The sequence below is a fragment of the Pedobacter sp. 05T44 genome (assembly GCF_056395985.1).
On record NZ_JBFTKO010000003.1, the window covers coordinates 324,471 to 345,594 of the forward strand.

18 protein-coding genes and 2 tRNA genes are annotated in these 21,124 nt (G+C 37.2%); 11 read left to right on the forward strand and 9 right to left on the reverse strand.

The features are described 5' to 3' along the window. Positions 1-45: 45 nt before the first annotated feature. Entirely contained in the window at positions 46-1,008 is a 963-nt protein-coding gene (locus AC1DDK_RS08305; protein ID WP_172661592.1) for an isopenicillin N synthase family dioxygenase, read from the reverse strand. A 213-nt stretch (positions 1,009-1,221) separates the two neighbouring features. Here AC1DDK_RS08305 and msrA point away from each other — a divergent pair, with 213 nt between their 5' ends. After that, positions 1,222-1,854, forward strand: a complete 633-nt coding sequence (gene msrA, locus AC1DDK_RS08310; protein ID WP_448104846.1) for a peptide-methionine (S)-S-oxide reductase MsrA — start codon at positions 1,222-1,224, stop codon at positions 1,852-1,854. Between the two features lie 89 nt (positions 1,855-1,943). Here the strand turns inward: msrA and AC1DDK_RS08315 are convergent, their stop codons facing one another. Further along, positions 1,944-2,927, reverse strand: a complete 984-nt coding sequence (locus AC1DDK_RS08315; protein WP_172661593.1) for an outer membrane beta-barrel protein — start codon at positions 2,925-2,927, stop codon at positions 1,944-1,946. Positions 2,928-3,150: 223 nt separating this feature from the next. Between AC1DDK_RS08315 and AC1DDK_RS08320 the strand changes: the two genes are divergently transcribed. Further along, positions 3,151-3,783 carry an NAD(P)H-dependent oxidoreductase gene (locus AC1DDK_RS08320; RefSeq protein WP_172661594.1) on the forward strand — a complete coding sequence of 211 codons (633 nt, stop codon included), beginning with the start codon at positions 3,151-3,153 and terminating at the stop codon, positions 3,781-3,783. A 198-nt stretch (positions 3,784-3,981) separates the two neighbouring features. After that, positions 3,982-6,702, forward strand: a complete 2,721-nt coding sequence (locus AC1DDK_RS08325; protein WP_172661595.1) for a carboxypeptidase-like regulatory domain-containing protein — start codon at positions 3,982-3,984, stop codon at positions 6,700-6,702. 6 nt (positions 6,703-6,708) lie between these two features. On the opposite strand, the gene AC1DDK_RS08330 is transcribed toward AC1DDK_RS08325, so the two are convergent. From AC1DDK_RS08330 to AC1DDK_RS08345, 4 genes are all read right to left on the reverse strand, one after another. Beyond that, complete coding sequence (locus AC1DDK_RS08330) at positions 6,709-8,256, reverse strand: PspC domain-containing protein (RefSeq protein WP_172661596.1); 1,548 nt, start codon at positions 8,254-8,256, stop codon at positions 6,709-6,711. Continuing rightward, entirely contained in the window at positions 8,256-8,621 is a 366-nt protein-coding gene (locus AC1DDK_RS08335; RefSeq protein ID WP_048907523.1) for a PadR family transcriptional regulator, read from the reverse strand. Before AC1DDK_RS08335 ends, AC1DDK_RS08330 begins: the two co-directional genes overlap by 1 nt. Before the next feature lie 406 nt (positions 8,622-9,027). Then, positions 9,028-10,170, reverse strand: coding sequence for a putative sensor domain DACNV-containing protein (locus AC1DDK_RS08340; protein WP_172661598.1), 1,143 nt, complete (start codon positions 10,168-10,170; stop codon positions 9,028-9,030). Positions 10,171-10,193: 23 nt separating this feature from the next. After that, positions 10,194-12,473, reverse strand: a complete 2,280-nt coding sequence (locus AC1DDK_RS08345) for a TonB-dependent receptor (RefSeq protein WP_337717241.1) — start codon at positions 12,471-12,473, stop codon at positions 10,194-10,196. Positions 12,474-12,594: 121 nt separating this feature from the next. Here AC1DDK_RS08345 and AC1DDK_RS08350 point away from each other — a divergent pair, with 121 nt between their 5' ends. The 3 genes from AC1DDK_RS08350 to AC1DDK_RS08360 are packed head-to-tail and all read left to right on the forward strand — an operon-like array spanning position 12,595 to position 14,878. After that, positions 12,595-13,263, forward strand: a complete 669-nt coding sequence (locus AC1DDK_RS08350; RefSeq protein ID WP_172661600.1) for a metal-dependent transcriptional regulator — start codon at positions 12,595-12,597, stop codon at positions 13,261-13,263. Between the two features lie 10 nt (positions 13,264-13,273). Beyond that, positions 13,274-14,560: a DUF2130 domain-containing protein gene (locus AC1DDK_RS08355; RefSeq protein WP_288881952.1), complete on the forward strand. Its 1,287-nt coding sequence runs from the start codon at positions 13,274-13,276 to the stop codon at positions 14,558-14,560. Positions 14,561-14,569: 9 nt separating this feature from the next. Then, positions 14,570-14,878 carry a hypothetical protein gene (locus tag AC1DDK_RS08360; RefSeq protein ID WP_337717243.1) on the forward strand — a complete coding sequence of 103 codons (309 nt, stop codon included), beginning with the start codon at positions 14,570-14,572 and terminating at the stop codon, positions 14,876-14,878. 6 nt (positions 14,879-14,884) lie between these two features. On the opposite strand, the gene rlmF is transcribed toward AC1DDK_RS08360, so the two are convergent. After that, positions 14,885-15,829: a 23S rRNA (adenine(1618)-N(6))-methyltransferase RlmF gene (rlmF, locus tag AC1DDK_RS08365; RefSeq protein WP_337717245.1), complete on the reverse strand. Its 945-nt coding sequence runs from the start codon at positions 15,827-15,829 to the stop codon at positions 14,885-14,887. Positions 15,830-15,932: 103 nt separating this feature from the next. On the opposite strand from rlmF, the gene AC1DDK_RS08370 reads away from it, so the two are divergent. The 5 genes from AC1DDK_RS08370 to AC1DDK_RS08390 all read left to right on the forward strand — a co-directional run bounded on the left by AC1DDK_RS08370 (position 15,933) and on the right by AC1DDK_RS08390 (position 19,051). After that, positions 15,933-16,280 (forward strand): diacylglycerol kinase family protein, encoded by a 348-nt coding sequence (locus AC1DDK_RS08370; RefSeq protein ID WP_172661604.1) that lies wholly within the window; start codon positions 15,933-15,935, stop codon positions 16,278-16,280. 3 nt (positions 16,281-16,283) lie between these two features. After that, positions 16,284-17,009: a DNA repair protein RecO gene (gene recO / locus AC1DDK_RS08375; RefSeq protein ID WP_172661605.1), complete on the forward strand. Its 726-nt coding sequence runs from the start codon at positions 16,284-16,286 to the stop codon at positions 17,007-17,009. A gap of 114 nt (positions 17,010-17,123) precedes the next feature. Further along, positions 17,124-17,201, forward strand: a tRNA-Val gene (locus tag AC1DDK_RS08380). Positions 17,202-17,276: 75 nt separating this feature from the next. Beyond that, positions 17,277-17,354, forward strand: a tRNA-Val gene (locus tag AC1DDK_RS08385). A 254-nt stretch (positions 17,355-17,608) separates the two neighbouring features. Beyond that, a complete protein-coding gene (locus AC1DDK_RS08390; RefSeq protein ID WP_337717247.1) occupies positions 17,609-19,051 on the forward strand; it encodes a TlpA family protein disulfide reductase in 1,443 nt (480 codons plus the stop codon). Between the two features lie 77 nt (positions 19,052-19,128). On the opposite strand, the gene AC1DDK_RS08395 is transcribed toward AC1DDK_RS08390, so the two are convergent. Together AC1DDK_RS08395 and AC1DDK_RS08400 are read right to left on the reverse strand one after the other, a co-directional pair. Then, on the reverse strand, positions 19,129-20,316 hold the full coding sequence (locus AC1DDK_RS08395; protein WP_288881939.1) for a serine hydrolase domain-containing protein: 1,188 nt from the start codon (positions 20,314-20,316) through the stop codon (positions 19,129-19,131). Between the two features lie 74 nt (positions 20,317-20,390). Beyond that, a complete protein-coding gene (locus tag AC1DDK_RS08400; protein WP_337717249.1) occupies positions 20,391-21,017 on the reverse strand; it encodes a helix-turn-helix domain-containing protein in 627 nt (208 codons plus the stop codon). Positions 21,018-21,124: the final 107 nt, after the last annotated feature.

The window sequence follows — 21,124 nt, forward strand, 5'->3', positions numbered from 1 at the left end:
GCTTTGAAAGATTGCAAAACCGGCCCTTATTGTGGAATATCTAATTTATTTTTTTAATCCAATTTCTCTCAATCTTTCATCAAGATACTCCCCCGCAGTCATGTCATCATAAACCTTGGGATGCTCAGCATCTATGCAGGATTCCAGACTTGTTAAATCCATATCAGAACGAGGATGCAAAAAGAAAGGAACCGAAAACCGCGAAGTTTTCATCAGTTCTCTTGGAGGATTTACAACCCTATGTGTTGTAGAACGAAGTTTATTGTTTGTTAACCTTTGCAGCATATCTCCTACATTTACCACAATATCAGTATGGCCAGCTTTAATAGGCAGCCATTCGTCACTGCGTGTTAACACCTCCAGACCATCTGCACTTGCCCCAATCAACAAAGTGATAAGGTTTATATCTTCATGAGCACCTGCACGAACTGCATCATCCGGTAAAGCATCCGGATCCTGAATAGGAAAATAATGAATTCCTCTTAAAATTGAATTACCATTATGAACATGCTTATCAAAATAATCTATTGGAAGCCCTAGATAAGTAGCAATTGCACGCAACAAATGCTTTCCATTCCCCTCCAGACGTTGGTAGATCTCTCTTGTAACTTCATTAAATTCCGGGATCTCTTCAAGATACTCATTATCCGGATATTGACTTTTAATAGGATCACCATCCATAACCTCCTGTCCAATTTGCCAGAATTCTTTTAAGTCAGCTGTTTTAGCTCCTTTTGCTGTTTCTTTACCGGCGCTGGTATAACCACGTTGACCAGCAAGTTCAACTCTTTCATATTTTTTCTTTTGCTCAACAGAAAGATTAAACATAGATTGTATATTCTTATACAGCTTTTCGATTAATTCCTGACTTACCCCATGATTAGTGATGGTTACAAAACCAGAATCATTAAATGCCCTGCCCAATTCGTCAGAGAATTTTTTACGCTGTTCTTCATTTCCATTGATGTATGAACCAAGGTCCAGACAAGGAATATAAGGTGTTGACATAGTGATTTATTTTTATGAGTAATAACAATCTAATTTAAGAAACAATTGTTAATAAACAGTAAAGGCACATCGGCAACACATATAACATTCTGCAAGTAAATACCTTAAGTTATTCACAAGATCAAGGACAAAATAAGATTATCAGGTAATTGTAAACTTAGAATCAAATCAAATTAATTAAAAACTATGTACCTTCCTGCTACGTAATTTTACATGAAAGATGATTTTCAAAATTGTATTCGAATTATGAGAAATATATTAATTATGGCTATAATCCTTTTGTCGGCAGGCGGTGCCAATGCGCAATCTAAAGGCCTGCAAAAAGCGACATTTGGTATGGGATGCTTTTGGTGCTCAGAAGCGCTATTTCAGCGTTTAAATGGAGTTACAAATGTTAAATCAGGTTTTGAAGGGGGTAATGTTGCTAATCCATCATACGAAGATGTATGTACCGGAGCTACTGGTCATGCTGAAGTAATTGAGGTCACTTATGATCCTGCTAAAATAAAATACGATGAACTTCTTGAAGTATTTTGGAAAAGTCATGATCCAACTACCTTAAATCGGCAGGGCGCAGATGTTGGCACTCAATATCGCTCAGTTGTCTTTTATCATAATGAAGAGCAAAAAGCGCTGGCAGAAAAATATAAAAAGGAATTGAATGATACCAAAGCCTTTGGCAAGCCAGTTGTAACAGCTATCAATAAGGCATCTACATTTTATGTAGCAGATGGATATCACCAGGATTATTTTAATAAAAATGGGAATCAACCGTACTGCCGTCTTGTAATTTTACCAAAGGTGGAAAAACTCGAAAAGATATTTAAAGCAAAGCTGAAACATTAAAAAGCTTTTTCTAATAATTGAGGAGAGTGTCCAAAATGTAAGGTCGACATGACGGCAGAATGTCGACCTTACACTGGAATATAGTAATACTATATTCCAATTTTAAGTCCAACGTTTAACCCTAATCCACCAATGTTAATATACGAGCGTAAATCATCTGAAGGTTTAGTAGGATCATAATTAGGCTGTCCTTTAACATTCATTGTAGAATTAATGGTTTTATGATAGTTAACCTCTCTATCTCCTTTTGGTTGATCCTCTAGCGTCAGTTGTTTTGACCCCGCCGGAGTGTTTGTGGCATTAACAACTACAGTTGCTGTTCCATCGTAACTTCTAAGTTCTTTATCTTTACCGCCAACCGAAATATTACGATACTCTATTTCTGAGAATAAACTTATATTATTTCCAATCTTATAATCAAATCCTAAAGCGCTTTGAAATCCTATTGTTGGTTTCGGATTGATGTGCTCTTCTCTTGCCAGAACAAGAGTTGTACGAGTACCCGGAGGAGACACCGTTCCTTGAGAAGCTGCAATCTGACCAGTCTGATCATTAACTGAAGTATTGATTTGTAAATATCCTCCAACAGGAATGATCACCCCAATTTTACTATATGGCTGGAATTTCCCTGTATTCGGAATTCGGAAAACTAATGCTGGTGTTACGTCAAATGCTTTTACTTTACCCACAGCATGCAGACTTAACACATTTGTTCCGTTATTTATTACCGTTTGCCTCAGCATATCCTGCTCTTCACTCTTAAAATAATTAACTCCCACTTCCAGACCAATAATTTTATTAAACTGATAACCGCCAACCAGACCTGCCCTAAAACCTTGTCCAAAAGACCCTGTCAATGCTGTTTCTGAGGTTGTTGTCGTTGCACTTGCACCAGTTCCGGTAACGGTTGTTGTTTTGTCTCTTGCTAATTGCCCGTTTATTGCTGGAAACTCAACAGGAGTAACTTTCATAAAGTAACTACCCGTCGGTTTAATGTAAAAGCCTTTTTCTTGTGCTAATGAAGACAGAGAGGCAGTGGCTAGTAATACTGCTGATAGAAGTAACTTTTTCATAGTAGATTAAATTTGGTATATGCATTCACTTTTATCTATGCATGCATAGTAATTAACGTATGAAACCAGAAAAAAGTTTGTTATCATTTTAAAGTCATAAGCTTCAGTATTTTTTTTTGTTTTGACTAACGTAACTACATTTGCTAACACTGTTATTTTTAAAGCTCATGTTAGAGTTAAAAATAAGTGCTAAACGATAAAAAAATAAACTAAGATTTTCAATATGAGCTCAATAGAAGCCTTAAACTGGCGATATGCCACAAAAAAAATGAATGGTGAAAAAGTTTCACAAGATAAAGTTGATCAGATTCTTACAGCCGCACATTTAGCTCCAACATCGTCAGGCTTACAACCATTTAAAATTATTGTAGTTACCAACCCTGAACTAAAAGAAAAAATTAAGGCCGTAGCTTACGGACAATCTCAGATTACTGATTGTTCTCACTTATTAATCTTTGCTGCCTGGGACAATTACACCGAAGAACGTATCAAAGCGGTTTTTAACCATACCAATAATGAGCGCGGATTACCTGAGTCAGCAACTGCTGACTATGTAAATAAACTGATAGGTATCTATACCTCAAGAACCGAAGAAGAAAACTTTAACCATGCAGCCAAACAATCATACATTGGCTTTGGAGTTGCTTTAACCGAAGCTGCTTTTCTAAAAGTTGACGCTACTCCAATGGAAGGCTTTGACCCTGCAGAACTTGATGAATTATTAGGTTTAAGAGAACGGGGATTACGTAGTACGACCTTACTTCCATTAGGATATAGAGATGCCGGTGGCGATTGGTTAGTAAACCTTAAAAAGGTTCGTACCCCCTTACAAGATTTTGTAATTGAATTCAAATAACATAGTTAAGTTGCGGAATTAGATTCAGCGTAACAAAAAAATTAAGGAGATCCTGAAACCATATTCAGGGTCTTTTTTTTGTCTTAATACCCAGTATTAAATAGCAATGATATGTCAAAATATGTTAAAGATGCACTGTAACTAACCTATTCAATTCATAAATGAATATATTAGCATGATTAACAGCATACCATTTTGATGAGATTCGTAAAATTTGTAATTGCCCTAATATTATTTTCAACTGCACTGCAGCTTTCTTCATATGCACAGCAAGACAGTATTGTTTTAGATAACATCATGAATAAATCTAAAAAACTTGCGGAAGAACGTCCGACAGAAAGGGTTTATGTTCATTTTGATAAACCTTATTATAGCGTAGCTGATACCATATGGTTTAAAACGTATTTAACAATGGAACAAAATCTTCCTTCCATACTAAGTAAAATCGTTTATGTTGATGTAATAAACAGTAGGGATTCTTTAGTTCAAACCATAAAACTACCCGTTGTAAAAGGAGTGGCCGCTGGGAATATACCTCTCACCCCTGGTACTTATAAACAAGGAAACTATTATATAAAAGCATATACTTTATGGATGCTAAACTTTGGAGAAGACTTTTTCTTTAGCAAAACCATCCCTGTAGGTGAGGCAATTGATAAACAATTGATTACTCATTTTAGCTATAAAACTACTCAGACGGATAAAAACCAAAACATTGAAGCAATAGTCCAATTCAAAAACAGTGAGAACATTGCTCAGGCAAATAAAACAGTAAACTGGAAGGTAACTTCTAATTTTGATGTGGTTAGTAAAGGCAAAGGCACAACCGACCAGAATGGGATTTTAAGGATAAAGATTGATTCCCGTAAAGAACCTATTACAAGTGGCGAACTTATAACCGACATGACTTTAAGCGAAACGAATATAGTTACTTCGAACTTTAAGCTTAAACCAGCTAAAAGTGACAACGATGTTCAATTTTTCCCGGAAGGTGGAGATTTAATTAACGGCGTAGCCACAAGAATTGCTTTTAAGGCCATCAACGGATCTGGACTTGGTGTTGAATTAAAGGGTACAATTACCGACAATGGAGGCAATACGCTTACCAACTTTACTTCAAGCCATTTAGGTATGGGCTCCTTTTATCTGAATCCAGAGAATAATAAAGTCTATACAGCAAATGTTACGTTTAAAGACGGTACCACCAAGAGCATTGAATTGCCAAAGCCAGTTGCTTCGGGCATTACACTTCAGGTAAGCAATACAGATCCATTAGCTTTAGGCATCAAAATATTTGCCAACGAAACATATTTTGAAGCGAACAAAGGAAAAATGGTATTTATTGTAGGATCCAATGGTGGAATTGTTTACTACGCAGCAAAAACCAAGTTAAATAGCCTGGTTACAAATGCCAAAATTCCGAAAGACAAATTCCCGGCAGGCATTACTCAAATTACGCTTTTCTCTGAAGCAGGTGATCCAGTTAGTGAGAGATTAGCATTCAATTATCCAAAAAGTACCATAAGCGTATCCTTAAAAACTGATTTAGCAGCCTATAAACCCAGACAAAAGGTAAAAATGACCGTAACAGCAAAGAACGGCGCAGTACCTATTGAAGGAAATTATTCTATTTCTGTTACCGATGACCAAAAAGTTCCTGTTAATGAAGATAATGAAATAACTATTTTAAGCTCACTGTTATTAACCTCTGATTTAAAAGGCTACATTGAAAAACCAAACTATTATTTCAATAAGCCGGATGAGAAAAAGATAAGTGATCTGGATGTACTTATGCTTACGCAAGGTTATCGCCGTTTTAATTTTAAAGATATCATGACCGCGCCGTTCCCACCGCTTACCTTATTGCCTGAACAGGATATGAGAATCACAGGTACATTAAGAGATCGTACGGGTATGCCTGTTAGAAAAGGTGCATTAAGACTAACTGTCACAGGAAGTAAATATTCTGCAGAGGCATTAACCAATAACACAGGTGTATTTGCGTTCCCTAACCTTAACATCCCAGATTCATCAGAAGTAGTAATAAATGCAAAATATAACGCCAATGGCTCAAGCTTAATGATATTGCTTGATGGACAAATGGCCCCTCCTGTTTCCAAAAACCCTAAACAGATTGATGAGGTTGTTAATATAGACAGCGCGTTAGCGCCCTATTTAAATAACAGTAAAAAGCAGTATAGCTACCTCCGCACACTTAAAGAGGTAAAAATTGAGGGTGCTAAGGCCAAAAGGCCAAGCCATGCAGATTATCCATCTTTATCCGGGTTGAGCAATATTACAGGAACAACAATAGATGGTGATCGTTTTCAAGGATGTAACACATTCGCACTATGTTTGCAAACACAGGCAATGGGCCTAACATTTTTTGAGAACAATTTCTATGTAACCAGAGATTATAATCAAGGTAACAAAACACCGGTTCAAATTTTTATTAATGGTACACCTAGCGATTATTTTGCGTTAACTGCTGTTCAATCTTCTGAAGTTGAGTCTGTAGAGATATTTCCAAGGGATGAATTAGGAACAGTAAACAGACTTTATGGCACCAATGGAGTATTAGTCGTGAATATGAAAAAAGCTCCTAAAGGCACAAAAATGAGTTTAGCTGAATTTAAAAAACTTATGCCCGAAGCTAACCTGTTAAAGTTTAGCCCTAAAGGATTTAGTACACAAAGAGAATTCTATTCACCTAAATATGTAAATGCAGCCAGCACCTATAATTTTAATGATTTGCGCAGTACAATTTACTGGAACCCTAAAGTAGTTACAGATACAACAGGGGTATTATCGCTAGATTATTATAATGGTGATGGAAACGGAACCTATAGAGCTGTAATTGAAGGGGTAGACAAAGATGGAAATATATCCCGCTCCGTCTACCGCTATACGGTTAAGTAATTAGGATTATTCCCCGCTGTTTTCTGTCTCTTCGTGTTCGCATTTGATACCGGCGTCGGTCATTTTCCAAACGGTGAACTCACTGTTTGAATCATGATCACAATCCCAATAGCCATAACCATCCAGATAACGGCTAAAGTTTTTGCTTATGTTTAACCTGGTTCCAACAGGAACTTTTAATGTAAGCTCAACCTCTTGTCCGCGCCAATTACCTGCTTTAACAAATTGCAACATTGGGCTAAAGGTTAGCAAAGAATCATGTTGCAGGAAATCGTAGTGGATATTCTGCGCATTTTTTAATGCCATTTCAAAGGTTTTACCCCTCGCTTTATAATATTGGCTTAATGAGGGCTTTCCATTTTCACTTTTCTCAATATTTAACCTGATGTTTCTTGGCGCATCAAAGTTATGATCAAGATCAGTCAAAATTCTGCGTCCATTATAATTTCCTGGATCTATGCTGTAACGTAAGCTGTCTTCTTTTGTAAAGAATCTTGTTCTATCAATATTTAATGTATACGTCTGAAATGGTTTTACTTCACTCACTTGTGTAAATTCAGCACCTTCTTTAAACTCAGACCCAATTTTAACTACATAAAATGAAGTTACTGCTACTCCTGCAAGCCAGATTATCAATAGTCCAAATGAAAGTGACTTATTAACTGGTCTGCTGTTAAAAGCTACCCTAATAGAAAAAAGAACCAGCGCTAAAACCGGAATCATAAAAACCAAAAAGGCTGCAATAGCCGATGCAGTTATATACTCATGATTTATAATGTTGAGCGGGAACATCTGATAAACATTTGAATCCCACATACCTAATAAAGCTGCCAGGGCTACAATAAGGAATAAGATAATTAATGATCCAAAAGCAATAATACCAGCAGCAATAATTTTGAATATAACCTTACCGGTTCCATTAATAAAATTACCCAAAACATCAAGAAACTCAGCTATAAAGCCTCTGGACTGATGCACCAAAGGCTGCAGATAACTATTAGCAAATCCTTTTAAGTTTGCCTCCTCGCCCCTCATTGTCATTTTCTCAGCCTTAGTAACAGCCCTCGGTATCATAATCCACAATACAACGTAAGCTAATATTCCAGATCCACCCAGAAAAATTGTAGCAATAGCGATAAGTCTAACCAAGCGTGATTCTACATCAAGGTAGTGGCTCAAGCCAGAACATACACCAGCAATCATTGCCTGATCAGTATCTCGGTAAAGTTTTTTCACACTAAAATGAGGAGGGCTAGCGTACTCTTGAGTTTCCTCTTCTTCTTCTTCCGACGATTCAAAATCTTTAACTGAACCCATCTGGGCAGTAACTATCTGAACGTCCTGAATATTAATCACCTGCCTTTGCTGATTGGTCAATATTTCTGCAAACATCTCTGCAATTCTATTTTCTATATCAGTTACAATTTCAAAATCATCTGCATTCTTCGCGAAATGCTGTTTTACTTCATTTAAGTAAACTGTAAGCATTTCATAGGCGTCCTCTTCTATATGAATGATGGAGTTGCCAATATTTATGTTGAGTGTCTTCTTCATTACTTATTAATATTTATTTGGTCGTTGGTATCATTATCTGCAACTTTCTTTGAAGTATTTATTGCGTACGACAGTTCCTGCCACGTAGCGTCGAGTTGGCTAAGTATAGATTTGCCTTTTTCTGTAAGCAAATAGTATTTTCTGGGTGGACCAGAGGTAGATTCTACCCAATTATAGCTCAACAAGCCATTATTTTTTAAGCGGGTCAGCAAAGGGTACAATGTCCCCTCAACAACAAGCAATCTTGCTGATTTCAACTCAGCTATAATATCCGAGGCGTAAATTTCACCTCTGGATATGATAAGAAGCACACAGTATTCCAGTATGCCCTTTCGCATTTGCGTTTGCGTATTTTCTGCTATCATAATACAAAGTTATATGTTTTATATAGTAATATGCAATACATAGTACTATATAAAAACAAATTTAAGGTACATCTTTCTGATTTACAGATAAATAATTTTAAAACGAAGAGTAGAATATAACTGAAAACGGAAAATATGAGTAGAGATATCAACCAAAAATCAAAGTTATTAACATTTTATCCTCTAAGCGCTAATTTGGCTCACAGTTTGCAATAATCAATACATCTACTTGAAAACCATCTATCTATGTTAACAAAAACTTTTTCCTTATTTAATATATTCGCCAGGCGAAAAGAGGAGGCACCCCCTAAAGAATTGACCAGAAAACAATGGATAGATGCAGATCGGATTGTAATGATCGTTCTATTTCTAAGTGTTATTATTGGCGCAATTATTTTTTCTTAATTTACAACAACAGCGTATCTATTCTGTGAGCCTGTACCCTATCCTGATATTCGGACCAGGTATAAATGGTAAAATGACCATCCTGAGAAGCAACTAATGCTGTAGCATCTCTTTGATCATGAACAAATTGAGCAGCTGAAAGATGCCTTGTTCCGCCTACCTTAGAAGGATGGATTACTACGGCATCACCACCGGTTATCGGTTCTGAAAAAGAAATCTCATCAACATTATCCTTTCCTTTTGCCCGTCCTATTTTGGCTCCAAAAGCCAGCAGTTCATATTGATTGCTGATAACAGTTGCTCCATCCACGGCAGTTAAACCCGCAAGATGTTCTACTTCTCTTTTCAATGCAGTTTGCCAGAAAATCTGACTAGCCTCTTTACGATCTTGTTGCAACAACTTGGATAGACCTGTAAAAGACGGCTGCACATAATATTGAATAGGTTTGATAATGGATTGCAACCAATTACTGGTTTCACCTGGCACTACCAGCAAAGTCCCCCCTCTTCCATGTGCCCTCATAGAAACAGCAAGCTGGATTAGTACATTAACAGAATCATTCCAATAAGAAGGGGCGGTAAGATCCAGCAATGATAAAAGCATTGGCGGGCAATCCGGTACACTTGTACTTTGTCCGTCAACCATTTTGACCTGGTCACCCTTAAGAACTGCAATGTTTGTAAATTTTCCAAACCCATAAATCCTTCTATGCTTAATTACAAGCAATGCAGGTTCAGAAACATCAAGTACAAAACAAAAATTAGGAATACTAACGGTAGTTCCCCAAATATAAAGTGCCCCATCCTCTTCCCAAACGCCAAGATGTATCCCCGCACGCTCTATGCCCGGTGCCAGCTTAGTTAAGGTGCCCGGATTTAAAGGCAATCTATTTTTAAATAATAATGGGTTGCCCGCTTGCTGCGGAGGTAAAAATGCCAATGATATTTTTGGAGAATGTCCTTCTTCTTTACGTAAACTTGCCCAAAAAGTCGCATCAATTATAGCTTCAACTATATCTGCTGTAGGTAAAGGTGCGAGATCGTCCTCTCCACTATCTCTGGCAGCAGCAAGATGTGCGGCAAAAATAGCCTCAACTTTAGGGGCAATAATCCGTGCTGCCTGATAGGTAGATTGATAGATCATGCCATAAAGTTAAGGTATTCGATTTATTTAATTGTATATCTAATGCCAAAAAATCCCCGTATTCCTTGATTCGGGCCGTAAACATAACTTGGATCAAAAGTAAGCCCATATGGGTTTTCAGCAGTAACCATTACCTGGCCGTTTTTGTCGAGTTCCACATGTTTATCAAAGGGATCATTAGCTCTCGCAATTATGAAAGGATTGCCTTTGTTTGGAGTCCAGTTTAATAGATTTTTTATTCCACCATATAGTTCAAATCTATTGAATCCACTAAATGTGAATTGAATATTTTGTATGCTCCAGACTGGTGAAAATTCTTTCCTTGGATCAAGATCACTTAGCAATGGTAAACGCATAGGGCTGTAAACATTTCCTGTGTAGTCAATAGCAAGATTAAATGGTTTGATTTTGTATGAAATGGCCCAGTTTCCTGAAAATTTTTCTGTAAGAATTTGCTGCTTCTTAATTCCATGTTCAAAACTGGCAACATCCTGATAAGTTGCCCCAACTATAACCTTCAGTCCGTTGTTAAAAGCCACATCAACATTAGCACTTAATCCTTTACTTACGGCATAACCATCTAAATTATCATAAATAATCTTATTAGGATCTGTATCAAAATCGCCTATGATCCTGTTGTTAAAATAAGTATAAAATGCTGAGCCTTCAATACCTAAAAAAGTCCCGTTATCTGTATATATTTTCTTTAAATAATTAAGATTTACATTATATGTCTTTTCAGGTTTAAGCTCATTCGGTATCTCTACAGTTCTGGCGCCTGTTAAGGCAGCATGATCTTCAGTAAAGATGTTTACCACTCTAAAGCCGGTCCCTGCATTTAATCTAAGAATATTATTATCATCTATGCTCCATTTATAAGCAACTCTGGGCGTAAAAATATTTCCATTAACAGAATTATAGTCATACCTAAATCCTGCAAGAAATTTATGCTTTGCGCTTAGTGTTATTTCATCCTGAATAAAAATTCCCGGGAGCCAGGTATTTTTTGCAATCTCCTGGTTAAGGCCAGTGGTTGCCGCAGTATTATCATCATAAAAAGTATACCTTAAAGCTGTCCCAAGCAAAAGATCATGATTGTGAATCTTCTTATCCCAGGTAAGTTGGGCAAACCCTATTTTCTGTTCGGCAATATAAGATGTTGTTCCATACCTGCTATCCTGATTATGTTCATTATACGAAAAAGCCAGAAATATCTTCTCTTTTACCGGCAACTGATAATTTCCAATTAATTCCCAGCGTTTGGTATAAATGCTTTCACCATAAACCTGATCTCCTCCCCTAAATGACTTGTTCCATTGCATTTCTCCTCCCCATCTGTCCTCATACATATACCTTGCGCCAAGCGTAAATATTCGTTTGTTTTTCCTTTCAAAACTCCATTTCTGGAATACAGAGATACGATCCTGAAGCGTCACATCTGTGAAGTTATCATGATTGTGATCTACCGGATTGCCATATTTAAAATAATTCACCCCTGTTAATGCGATGGCCTTTTTCCCGAGGTTGAATTTAAATCCAAGATCAGCATTGTATTCCTGATAATCGGTGGCAAAAAAATCTGCAGAGAGCAGCGGTGCATTTTCAGGCTTTTTAGTAATGATATTGATTAAGCCTCCAACTGCCTCGCTACCATATAAAGACGATGCAGGTCCTTTAACAATTTCAATCTGTTCTACCAGTGAATTCGGAATTCCTGAAAGTCCATAAACAGTCGAAAGGCTACTTACTATTGGCATTCCATCAATTAAGATCATGGTATAAGGTCCTTCAAGACCATTAATATGAATATCACCGGTATTACAAATATTGCAGTTTAGCTGTGGCCTTACTCCATTTACGTTCTGGAGCGCCTCAAAAATACTAGGTGTAGGATTCTTTTTAAAGTACCCTGGCGTATAGACTTCTACCGGAACCGGACTCTCCAATCTCTTTACTTCCTTTAAAGTTCCCGTAACTACAACCTCATCTAAATCATTTTGAAGGTTGCTGAGATCAAAATTTAAAACTGATGACTCATCATTCCTTAATGTAATGGTTTTAACCATTTTCCTAAACCCTATTGCCGATGCCTGAATCCTATAAGTGCCCGATTTAACTTTACTAAGTGTATAATTCCCCATACTATCAGTTTGAGTGATTAGTTGAGTCCCCTCTATCTTAATATTTACGAGAGCTAAGGGTAGCGCTTCAGAAATAATTTTACCACTAATGCTTCCGGTTTGGCCCATGGCATTAATAACAAACAACATAGAAAGAATTGAAAGTAAAGTTTTGCTAAACATATTTTTATATTAATCTAATAGTTAAATAATTTCAACAAAACTAATAAAGTTAGATTAGTCTAACAAATATAATTTGACATTTATTATTTTTATTTCCTTTATAAAGCGATAAGTTTGTACTATGCTATCTTATACAGAAGAAAACTATTTAAAAGCTTTATTAAAACTGAGCTTTCAGAACGAAGAAAGGCCCGAGGCAGGCACCAATGAAATGGCAGCTTATTTAGGTGTTAAACCTGCTACTGCCACAGATATGTTAAAAAAGCTGAAAGAGAAAAATCTGGTTACTTACAAAAAGTATGGCAAAATATTACTTACAGATATCGGCAGAAAAAACGGCATCGCCATTTTAAGAAAGCACAGACTCTGGGAAACATTTTTATATGAGAAACTGGATTTTAGCTGGGATGAGGTCCATGAAGTTGCTGAGCAACTGGAACATATACAATCAGCTAAATTGGTAGATAAGCTGGAAGAGTTTCTTAACTTCCCGGAATTTGATCCACATGGCGACCCAATTCCAAAAGCAAACGGGGACATGCCCGCCATTGCAAAAACGTTATTATCAGAGTTAAATGCTGGCCAAAACTGCAAAGTGGCAGCTGTTAAAGATACTTCTACTCTATTTCTTCAATATTTGGAGAAATTGAAGATAACCATTGGTACCAGGATAAAAGTACTTGAAGTGATTGCTTTTGATGGGTCATTGAATATTCAGATTGAAAACGAAGAGCCCAGAAGCGTATCTATGAAATTTGCAGAAAGTTTATTTATTAACCAACTTCCATAACACCCATTATATGTCAACCGAAATAAAATGTCCTAATTGCGCGCATACTTTTCCCATTGAAGAGGTGATGGCTGAGGAATATAAAAAAGACCTCAGAGAGAAGATGGTTACCTTTACCAAACAAAAGGAAGATGAATTTGCTAAAAAGCAAAATGAATTTCAAGCGTTGCAAAAACAGCAGGAACTTGCTTTTGAGCAGCAGCAAAAAAAACAAGCGGCAGCTTATGAGCAAAAATTAAGCGAAGAAAAAAAGCAGCTACAAACCGTGCTCGAAGAAAGCTTGCGCAAAAGTATAGCAACAGATTTCGAAAACAAGCTGCAAATACTTGATAATGCCAACAAAGAGAACGAAGAAAAATTAAAATCTGCCCGCGCTAAAGAGCTTGATTTCCTGAAAAAGGAACAGGCAATGAAGCAAAAGGAAGAAGAAATGGAGCTTCAGCTACAGCGTAAACTACAAGAGCAGCGCGCTGATATGACGGAACAGATCAGAAAGCAAGAGGCCGAAAAAAACAGCATAAAAGAGACCGAACATCAACTGAGGGTAAAAGAACTGGAGAAACAGCTCGACGATCAGAAAAAACTGGCAGAAGAGATGAAGCGTAAAGCAGAACAAGGATCTATGCAGTTACAAGGCGAAGTACAAGAACTAATTTTAGAAGAATTACTTAGAAATGCATTCCCTTTTGATCTGGTATCTGAAGTAGGTAAAGGAGTAAGAGGAGCCGACTGCGTTCATCATGTCAGAAATCAATTTGGGCAGGAATGCGGTAAAATTATCTATGAAAGTAAGCGCACTAAAGATTTCTCGATGGAATGGATTGAGAAATTAAAGAAAGACATGCGCAGTATGGGAGTTGATGTTGCAGTTATAGTTACCCAAACCTATCCAAAAGGAATGGACTGTTTCGGCGAAAAAGATGGTGTTTGGATCTGTTCGTTTGATGAAGTTAAAGCCGTTTCCTATATCCTTAGAGATGGAATTGTGAAGCTGTTCAGCGCTTCAAAATCTCAAGAAAACCGTGGAGATAAAATGCATATGCTGTATGATTATTTAACCAGCAATGAGTTCTCTGAGCAATGGAAAGCCATTAGAGAAGGTTTCATGAGCATGAAATTATCTATCCAAAGAGAACGCGATGCTATGGAAAAACTATGGAAAGCCAGAGAAAAGCAACTAGAAAAAGTACTGCTAAATGCAGCACACATCAGAGGTTCAATTGAGGGCATTGCCGGAACAGATAGTATACAGCTAAGCCTTACTGATGACGAGGACGACCCTTTATTGTTAGAATAAATCTGGCTTATGATATACGCAAAAAAGAAAGTACAACAGACTGCTCATTTGGCCGCCCAAACGGCCAAAATTATTGCAAATGTAAAAGAGCTTCAGGAAAAGAATCTAATAAGGATTGAAGGAAACGAGGTATATGTATATCCTGAAATCCTTAAGGATAAACCAACAGCATTAAATTGGATTAAATGCCTTCATCTGTATTGTATGCTAAAAAAGCGTTTTAAAGAAAGTGATTCACTTTTCTTTAAAGATTATACCACTGGAGAACAAATTGGCGCTTACAAAAACAAGAAGGCGAGCGTCACTATTTTCACTTAAATCCAGTTACAACCATCTGCTTTTGCGCCAGTTTTCTTGTTTCTCAAAATCCATAAACGTCCAGGCCACAAACCGACTGATCTTTTGTCCTTGCGCCATTTCTATTGTTCTAACTTCAAATGCGTTAAAATTCTGAATCGCTTTATAAATAAAAGGAAGGTTACCGCTCTTTGAAACTAAGGTCGAGAACCATAAACATTGATTTGCAAAAGAAGCACTCTCCTCTATCATTTTTCTAATAAATCCGACTTCCCCTCCTTCATACCAAAGCTCTGTATTTTGTCCCCCAAAATTCAGTGTTACCTCTTTGCCTTTTTGCTTACCCAAATTTTGCAATTTCCGTCTTGTGCCAGATTGAGCCTCTTCGGCAGAAGAATGAAAAGGTGGATTACACATGGTGAAATCAAACAGATCCTCTGGCTTGATAACCCCTTTAAAAATATGATGTTTATTGCTCTGTGGCCTGCAAGTTATAGCATTTGTCAGTTCCGGATTTGATGCAATAATTGCTTTAGCCGCTTTTATGGCTCCGGAATCTATTTCGCTCCCCACAAAGCTCCAACCATAGTCCTGATGACCAATAATCGGATAAACACAATTAGCACCCAATCCAATATCTAACCCTCGAACTGATTTTCGCGTTGGTATTATCCCATCATTAACAGAAGCGAGCAAATCTGCCAGATAATGCACATAATCTGCCCTACCCGGTATAGGTGGACAAAGATATCCGGCCGGAATATCCCAATACGAAATACTATAGAAATGCTTAAGAAGTGCTTTATTAAGACTTTTAACAGCCTCAGGATCAGAAAAACATATAGATTCGTCTCCATATGAATTAACTGCAACATAGTTTTTCAATTCCGGATAGCTTTTAATCAACTCGGGAAAATCGTACCTGAAGCGATGTTTATTTCGTGGATGGAGGGGTGTTTTTTCTGCTGACATTCGTATAAAAATTATCCAAAGTTAAGCGTTCTGAGTAAACAATTGGATATATTAGAAAGCATGACGTACTTTGCATGTATAATTTTTCAATTTTGAAGGTACTATGCTAAAGTTTATCAAGGGATTTGGGTATGCGTTTTCGGGTATTGGTTATGCCTTTAAAACACAGCTTAATTTTAAATTTCATATTGCGGCCCTCCTTGTAACGGCCATTGCCGGGTGGTATTTTGCATTATCTATAAATGAATGGCTTTGGATAATTGCCGCTGCCGCTATTGTTTTAATAACAGAATTGTTGAATACCGCTATAGAAGTACTTGTTGATTTGGTTTCGCCAAACTTTAATCCCAAAGCAAAGATCATTAAAGATGCAGCTGCCGGGGGTGTATTGATTGCAGCTATTGGTGCAGCTATAATTGGCTTGATCATCTTTATTCCTAAAATTTTTTAGGTCATGTTGCATAAAACCAGGGGGATTGTTTTAAAAACTACACTCTATAGTGAAAGCAGTGTAGTTGTACAAATCTTTACCGAAAAGTTTGGCATCCAATCGTACATGATCAATGGCGTTAAAAAACCCAGGGCAAAGATCAGAATGAATATGCTCCAGCCATTGCATCTTGTAGATATGGTGGTTTATCATAAAACCAATATTAGTATACAGCGTGTTTCTGAGCTCAGGCCATCTCCTGTTTTTAGTAGTATTCCTTATGATATCATAAAAAGTACAATGGCAATCTTCCTAAATGAAGTATTGTATAAGAGCATAAGACAGCAAATGGCAGATGAGCATCTATTTGATTTTATATTTAGTGCTATTTGCTGGCTCGATGAAAACAGCGAAACAAACGTAAATTTCCACCTTGCATTTTTGCTTAAACTATCAAGGTATTTGGGATTTGCGCCCAGTATGCAAACTAAAAGCGACCAGAGTTATTTTGATTTACAGGAAGGAGAATTTAAGTCGATGCTCCCTGTACACCCCCACTATTTGGAAAAATCTGATGCAATTCTCTTTATTTCCCTGTTTACTTCACCTTTTGAAAAAATAAATCAAATAAAATTAGAAAATAAAACAAGAAGATTCATTTTAGATAAAATATTGATTTACTACACTTTACACACAGCATCTTTTGGAGATATTCGTTCGCATCAAGTTTTAGAGGATGTGCTCTCTTAAAATATTACAAAAGTTTTGGAGTTTTAAATTAGAGGTGTATATTTGCACTCCCTAACAATTAGGGATTAATACAGCTTACTCAGCTGGCCTTTTAGCAAAAGAGTAGAACCAAAGGGGAGATTAGCTCAGCTGGTTCAGAGCACCTGCCTTACAAGCAGGGGGTCACTGGTTCGAACCCAGTATCTCCCACCAAAACCTAACGAGGATTCGAAGGTTATTAACAACAGCTTACTCAGCTGGTTTTTTAAACAAAAGAGTAGAACTAAGGGGAGATTAGCTCAGCTGGTTCAGAGCACCTGCCTTACAAGCAGGGGGTCACTGGTTCGAACCCAGTATCTCCCACCATAATGGACAACCTCGATAATTCCGGAGTTGTCCTTTTTTTTGGCTGTTTTAAAACTTTTGTGATATCGGCAATAAGCTTCTTTAGCGTTGCAAGGGTCAGCCGCTTTCTCCGAAATAACAATTGCTCCTTCTTTATTTGAAATTAAATTACGACATTTAATAGTCTGCATCAACCACCCTAAAATTATACTTGAAGGCAGGCAATTCGGAACAATAAACCAAACACAGATTTCGCTTCGTAATTATCGCTCTTCATGAAATTAATACCCTTCTTATGTGCTTTCTTAATCACGGCGAGCTCCTTTGCTCAAAAAACCACTAGCTTCCTGCTTAAAGGAAATGTAAAGAATTTGGATGACACCTTTTTTGAATTGGCCACTACAGGGTATTTTAACAATACTGTGAATGCTGTATTAGTAGATAAAAAAGGTAATTTTTCTAAACACATTTACATAGACGGTATTCAGGACTTTTATCTGTATCTGAATAATGATGCCATCACTGCTTTTGCTGTGCCTGGTGACACCATAGAAGTGAATTGGGATCAAAAGAATTTTAAAAACACCTTCAAAATCAATAGTCCATCGCCAGAGCGCGCTCAGGATTTGTCTATCATGATGGCGATTTATAACAAGAGAAGACAACCCTTTCTTGATTTGAATAGGAAACTGTATGAAGAAAAAGAGCTTGCAGATTCTTCTAAATACAGGTTAATTAATGACTCGTACAATGCAGAGTTAAACATCATATTTAGTGCTCCCCATACCAAATACAGCATCACTAAGACTTTTTATGATGCATACTTTAAACATGTGGGATTATTGAGGGGATTACGTGGCAACTTGTTAAATATCTATAAACTCAAAACAGACGACCGCTACTCCAGTCCTGAGTATGCTAAATTTGATCATACCTACTTATCAGAAGAAATTTTCATACAATCTGCACCTTACCGCGATTTTCTTTTTGATCAGGTCCGATTTCACCAACCTTTTAAATATTATACAGCAATAAATGGCTCAGGCTATGCTGCTTTCAATCCAGCAAAAAAAGACTATCAGTCGGGACAGGCTTTTTTAAATATCATTCCTATTAGAGACTGGTTTTCGGCAAAAGCGATCATGTTTGGTTTTGAGCACTATGATTTTAAAGATGTCAAGTCAGTTTATGATGACTACCTGGCACACGGGAGTACGCCAGCTTACCTTGATACGGTCAAAACATTTTATGACAATGCCAGAAAGTTAGCGCCCGGGCAGCCTGCGCCCGCATTTAACCTGAAAGATATGAAGGGTAACTCCGTTTCGTTAAGTGATTTTAAGGGCAAATTAGTTTACATTGATTTCTGGGGGGTATACTGTGGCCCTTGTATTGGTGATATCAAAGAAAACGGGACAAAGATGCATGAGAAATATAAAGACAAAGATGTTGTATTCTTAAACATCTGTGTGGATGAAAAAGGAAGTACCTGGACAGATAAGGTAAAGGAATTAAAACTTGATGGAGTGAACCTTGTTGCTGAGGGCTGGACCACCAATCAGGTGTGCAAGGATTACAATATCAATGCTATTCCGCATTATGTGTTAATTGATAAAGAAGGCAAAATAATCAATAATAACGCCCCGGGATTATACCAACTAGCAGGAGATGGAGCAAATGATCTGGATAAAGCTTTAAAAGTTGAAAAGAGCAAATAGTCTCAATTTAGTTCGCAAAGTACCCTCATAATAATTAAGGAGAACTCAACATACAAGCAACATATCCAGTCTTTAGATTATTTTTTTACTAGTCTTTCCCCATATTTTTTCAGGATCTTCAATATATCTGTCCTGTCTTTCAGGTAAATATTGGTCAAGAAAACAATACCAATATGATCGTTAAACAAAATATTGGTGGTAACTCCCGGATCGTCCCCGTCATGACCGATATATCCGTCGTTGTAAATATTCCAAAACACTCCTTTATTACGTGTTTGAAGGTTCATATTAGCAGGTACGGTAGCTGCCGTAAAGACAGGCTTAAACATGGTTTTAACAGACTCGTTTGCAAGTATTTTCGAATTACCATTTAGGCCACGGATCATTTCCAGGACGTATTTACTTAGGTCCAGTGCTGAAGTTCTGAGCCCCCCATCTGGATAGGTTGTTAATGTATAATATGGAAAAGCCATTTGTTTGGTGAAATAAGGAACCGAATGTTGTTTTAAATTCCTTCTAGTTAAATACCAGTCAGAATGATGCATTTTGAGAGGTCCAAAAACATATTTTTCCGTAAACGCAGGAAATGACATGCCTGACTTGACCTCAATAAGATAAGCCGCCAATGCGGACCCGACATTGCTATAACTTGCACGTTTTCCCGGTTCGCTGTCATAAAAATTTTTAGCGCTGTATAATTTTCCCGTCGGACTTAAGTAAGACTTTAAGAAAGTTTGTAGCGTTGTATCCGCGAGGTCCGACGTATATCCATGCGCTTTCATGAACTGACCTAGTATTGGATCTAAATCAGACGATTTCCTGAAACGGTAGGTCCTGTTAAACATATCCTCATTATCGATAATTCCAGAAGTGTGGGTAGTGAGGTCCTTAACTCTTATTAACTGATCCGGGCGATAAGGGTTTACCACTTTAAAAGGTAGTATCTCGTTGATATCTGTCTCCAACGTAAAATAGTTTAACTCAATCGCTTTCATTAGCGCAACCGCAACAACTGTTTTACTTACCGAGCCTATATTCTGGATGGTTTTTGGCGTAAATGTTTTTTGATTCTTAATGTCGGCGTATCCAAATCCTTTCTGATATATTGGCCCTTTATTGTTTAGAATGACCACTGCAAAACCCGGCAGATCCTTTTTATGCAGGTATTCATCAAGATGATACGTCAGCGAGTCAACAGTAGTTTGTGCAATCACAACGCCTGGAAATAATACCATAAGGAGAGGAAGAATTTTAAGAAATCTCATTGTTCTATTATTTGTTTTACACCAATTAATAGTGCAAAACTGGATAATATGTATGTGCCAATCGCCCGTCTAAGCTAAGACGCACGTGTTGAGGTACGTTGAAATTCGGAAGGAGAGATACCTGTGTTCTCTTTAAAAGCCTTGTTAAAGGTTGTTTTTGAATTAAAACCGGATTCAAGAGCTATCCCAAGAATATTGTAATGAGAATATCTCGGCTCAAGTAACATTTTTTTGCTTTCATTTACTCGATACCTATTAATGAAGGAGTAGAAGTTCTCCTTAAACTCTTCATTCAATACCTGCGAAAGATGAATAGGTTTCATTTGTAATCTATCCGCCAAAGAAGTAAGCGTAAGCTCGTTATTAAGGTATGGCTTCTCGATCTCCATTAAGTGTTTAACATGTTCAACCATTTCGGCTTTCTCCAGAACAGATAAGGTTGAATTTTTGTACCTCTTTTCCCTTTGTTTTAGTTCCGCTACCTCAAGCTCCGGCAGCATGCTTCTGTAAATGCCTTTTTGTGCTATAATATGATAACCGAGCCAATAACTGAAAATTAAAAGGCTGTACCCTGTCAGATTAAGCCAATCTTTTTCGAAACCACTTAATGTCCAGAAGACGATGACAATCAACAATAAAATCACCATTATTCTTACCCAGTTAAGGTCATTTTCCCGAGCTGTAGAGGTAAGATCCTTCAAGATTTGTTGATGCTGATTTACGAGACCATTAATGAGGAACACGTAAATTATTCCCTGGATGTTATTATAATATTTGTATAAAATTCTTAAAAAAGAACTATTGTGGT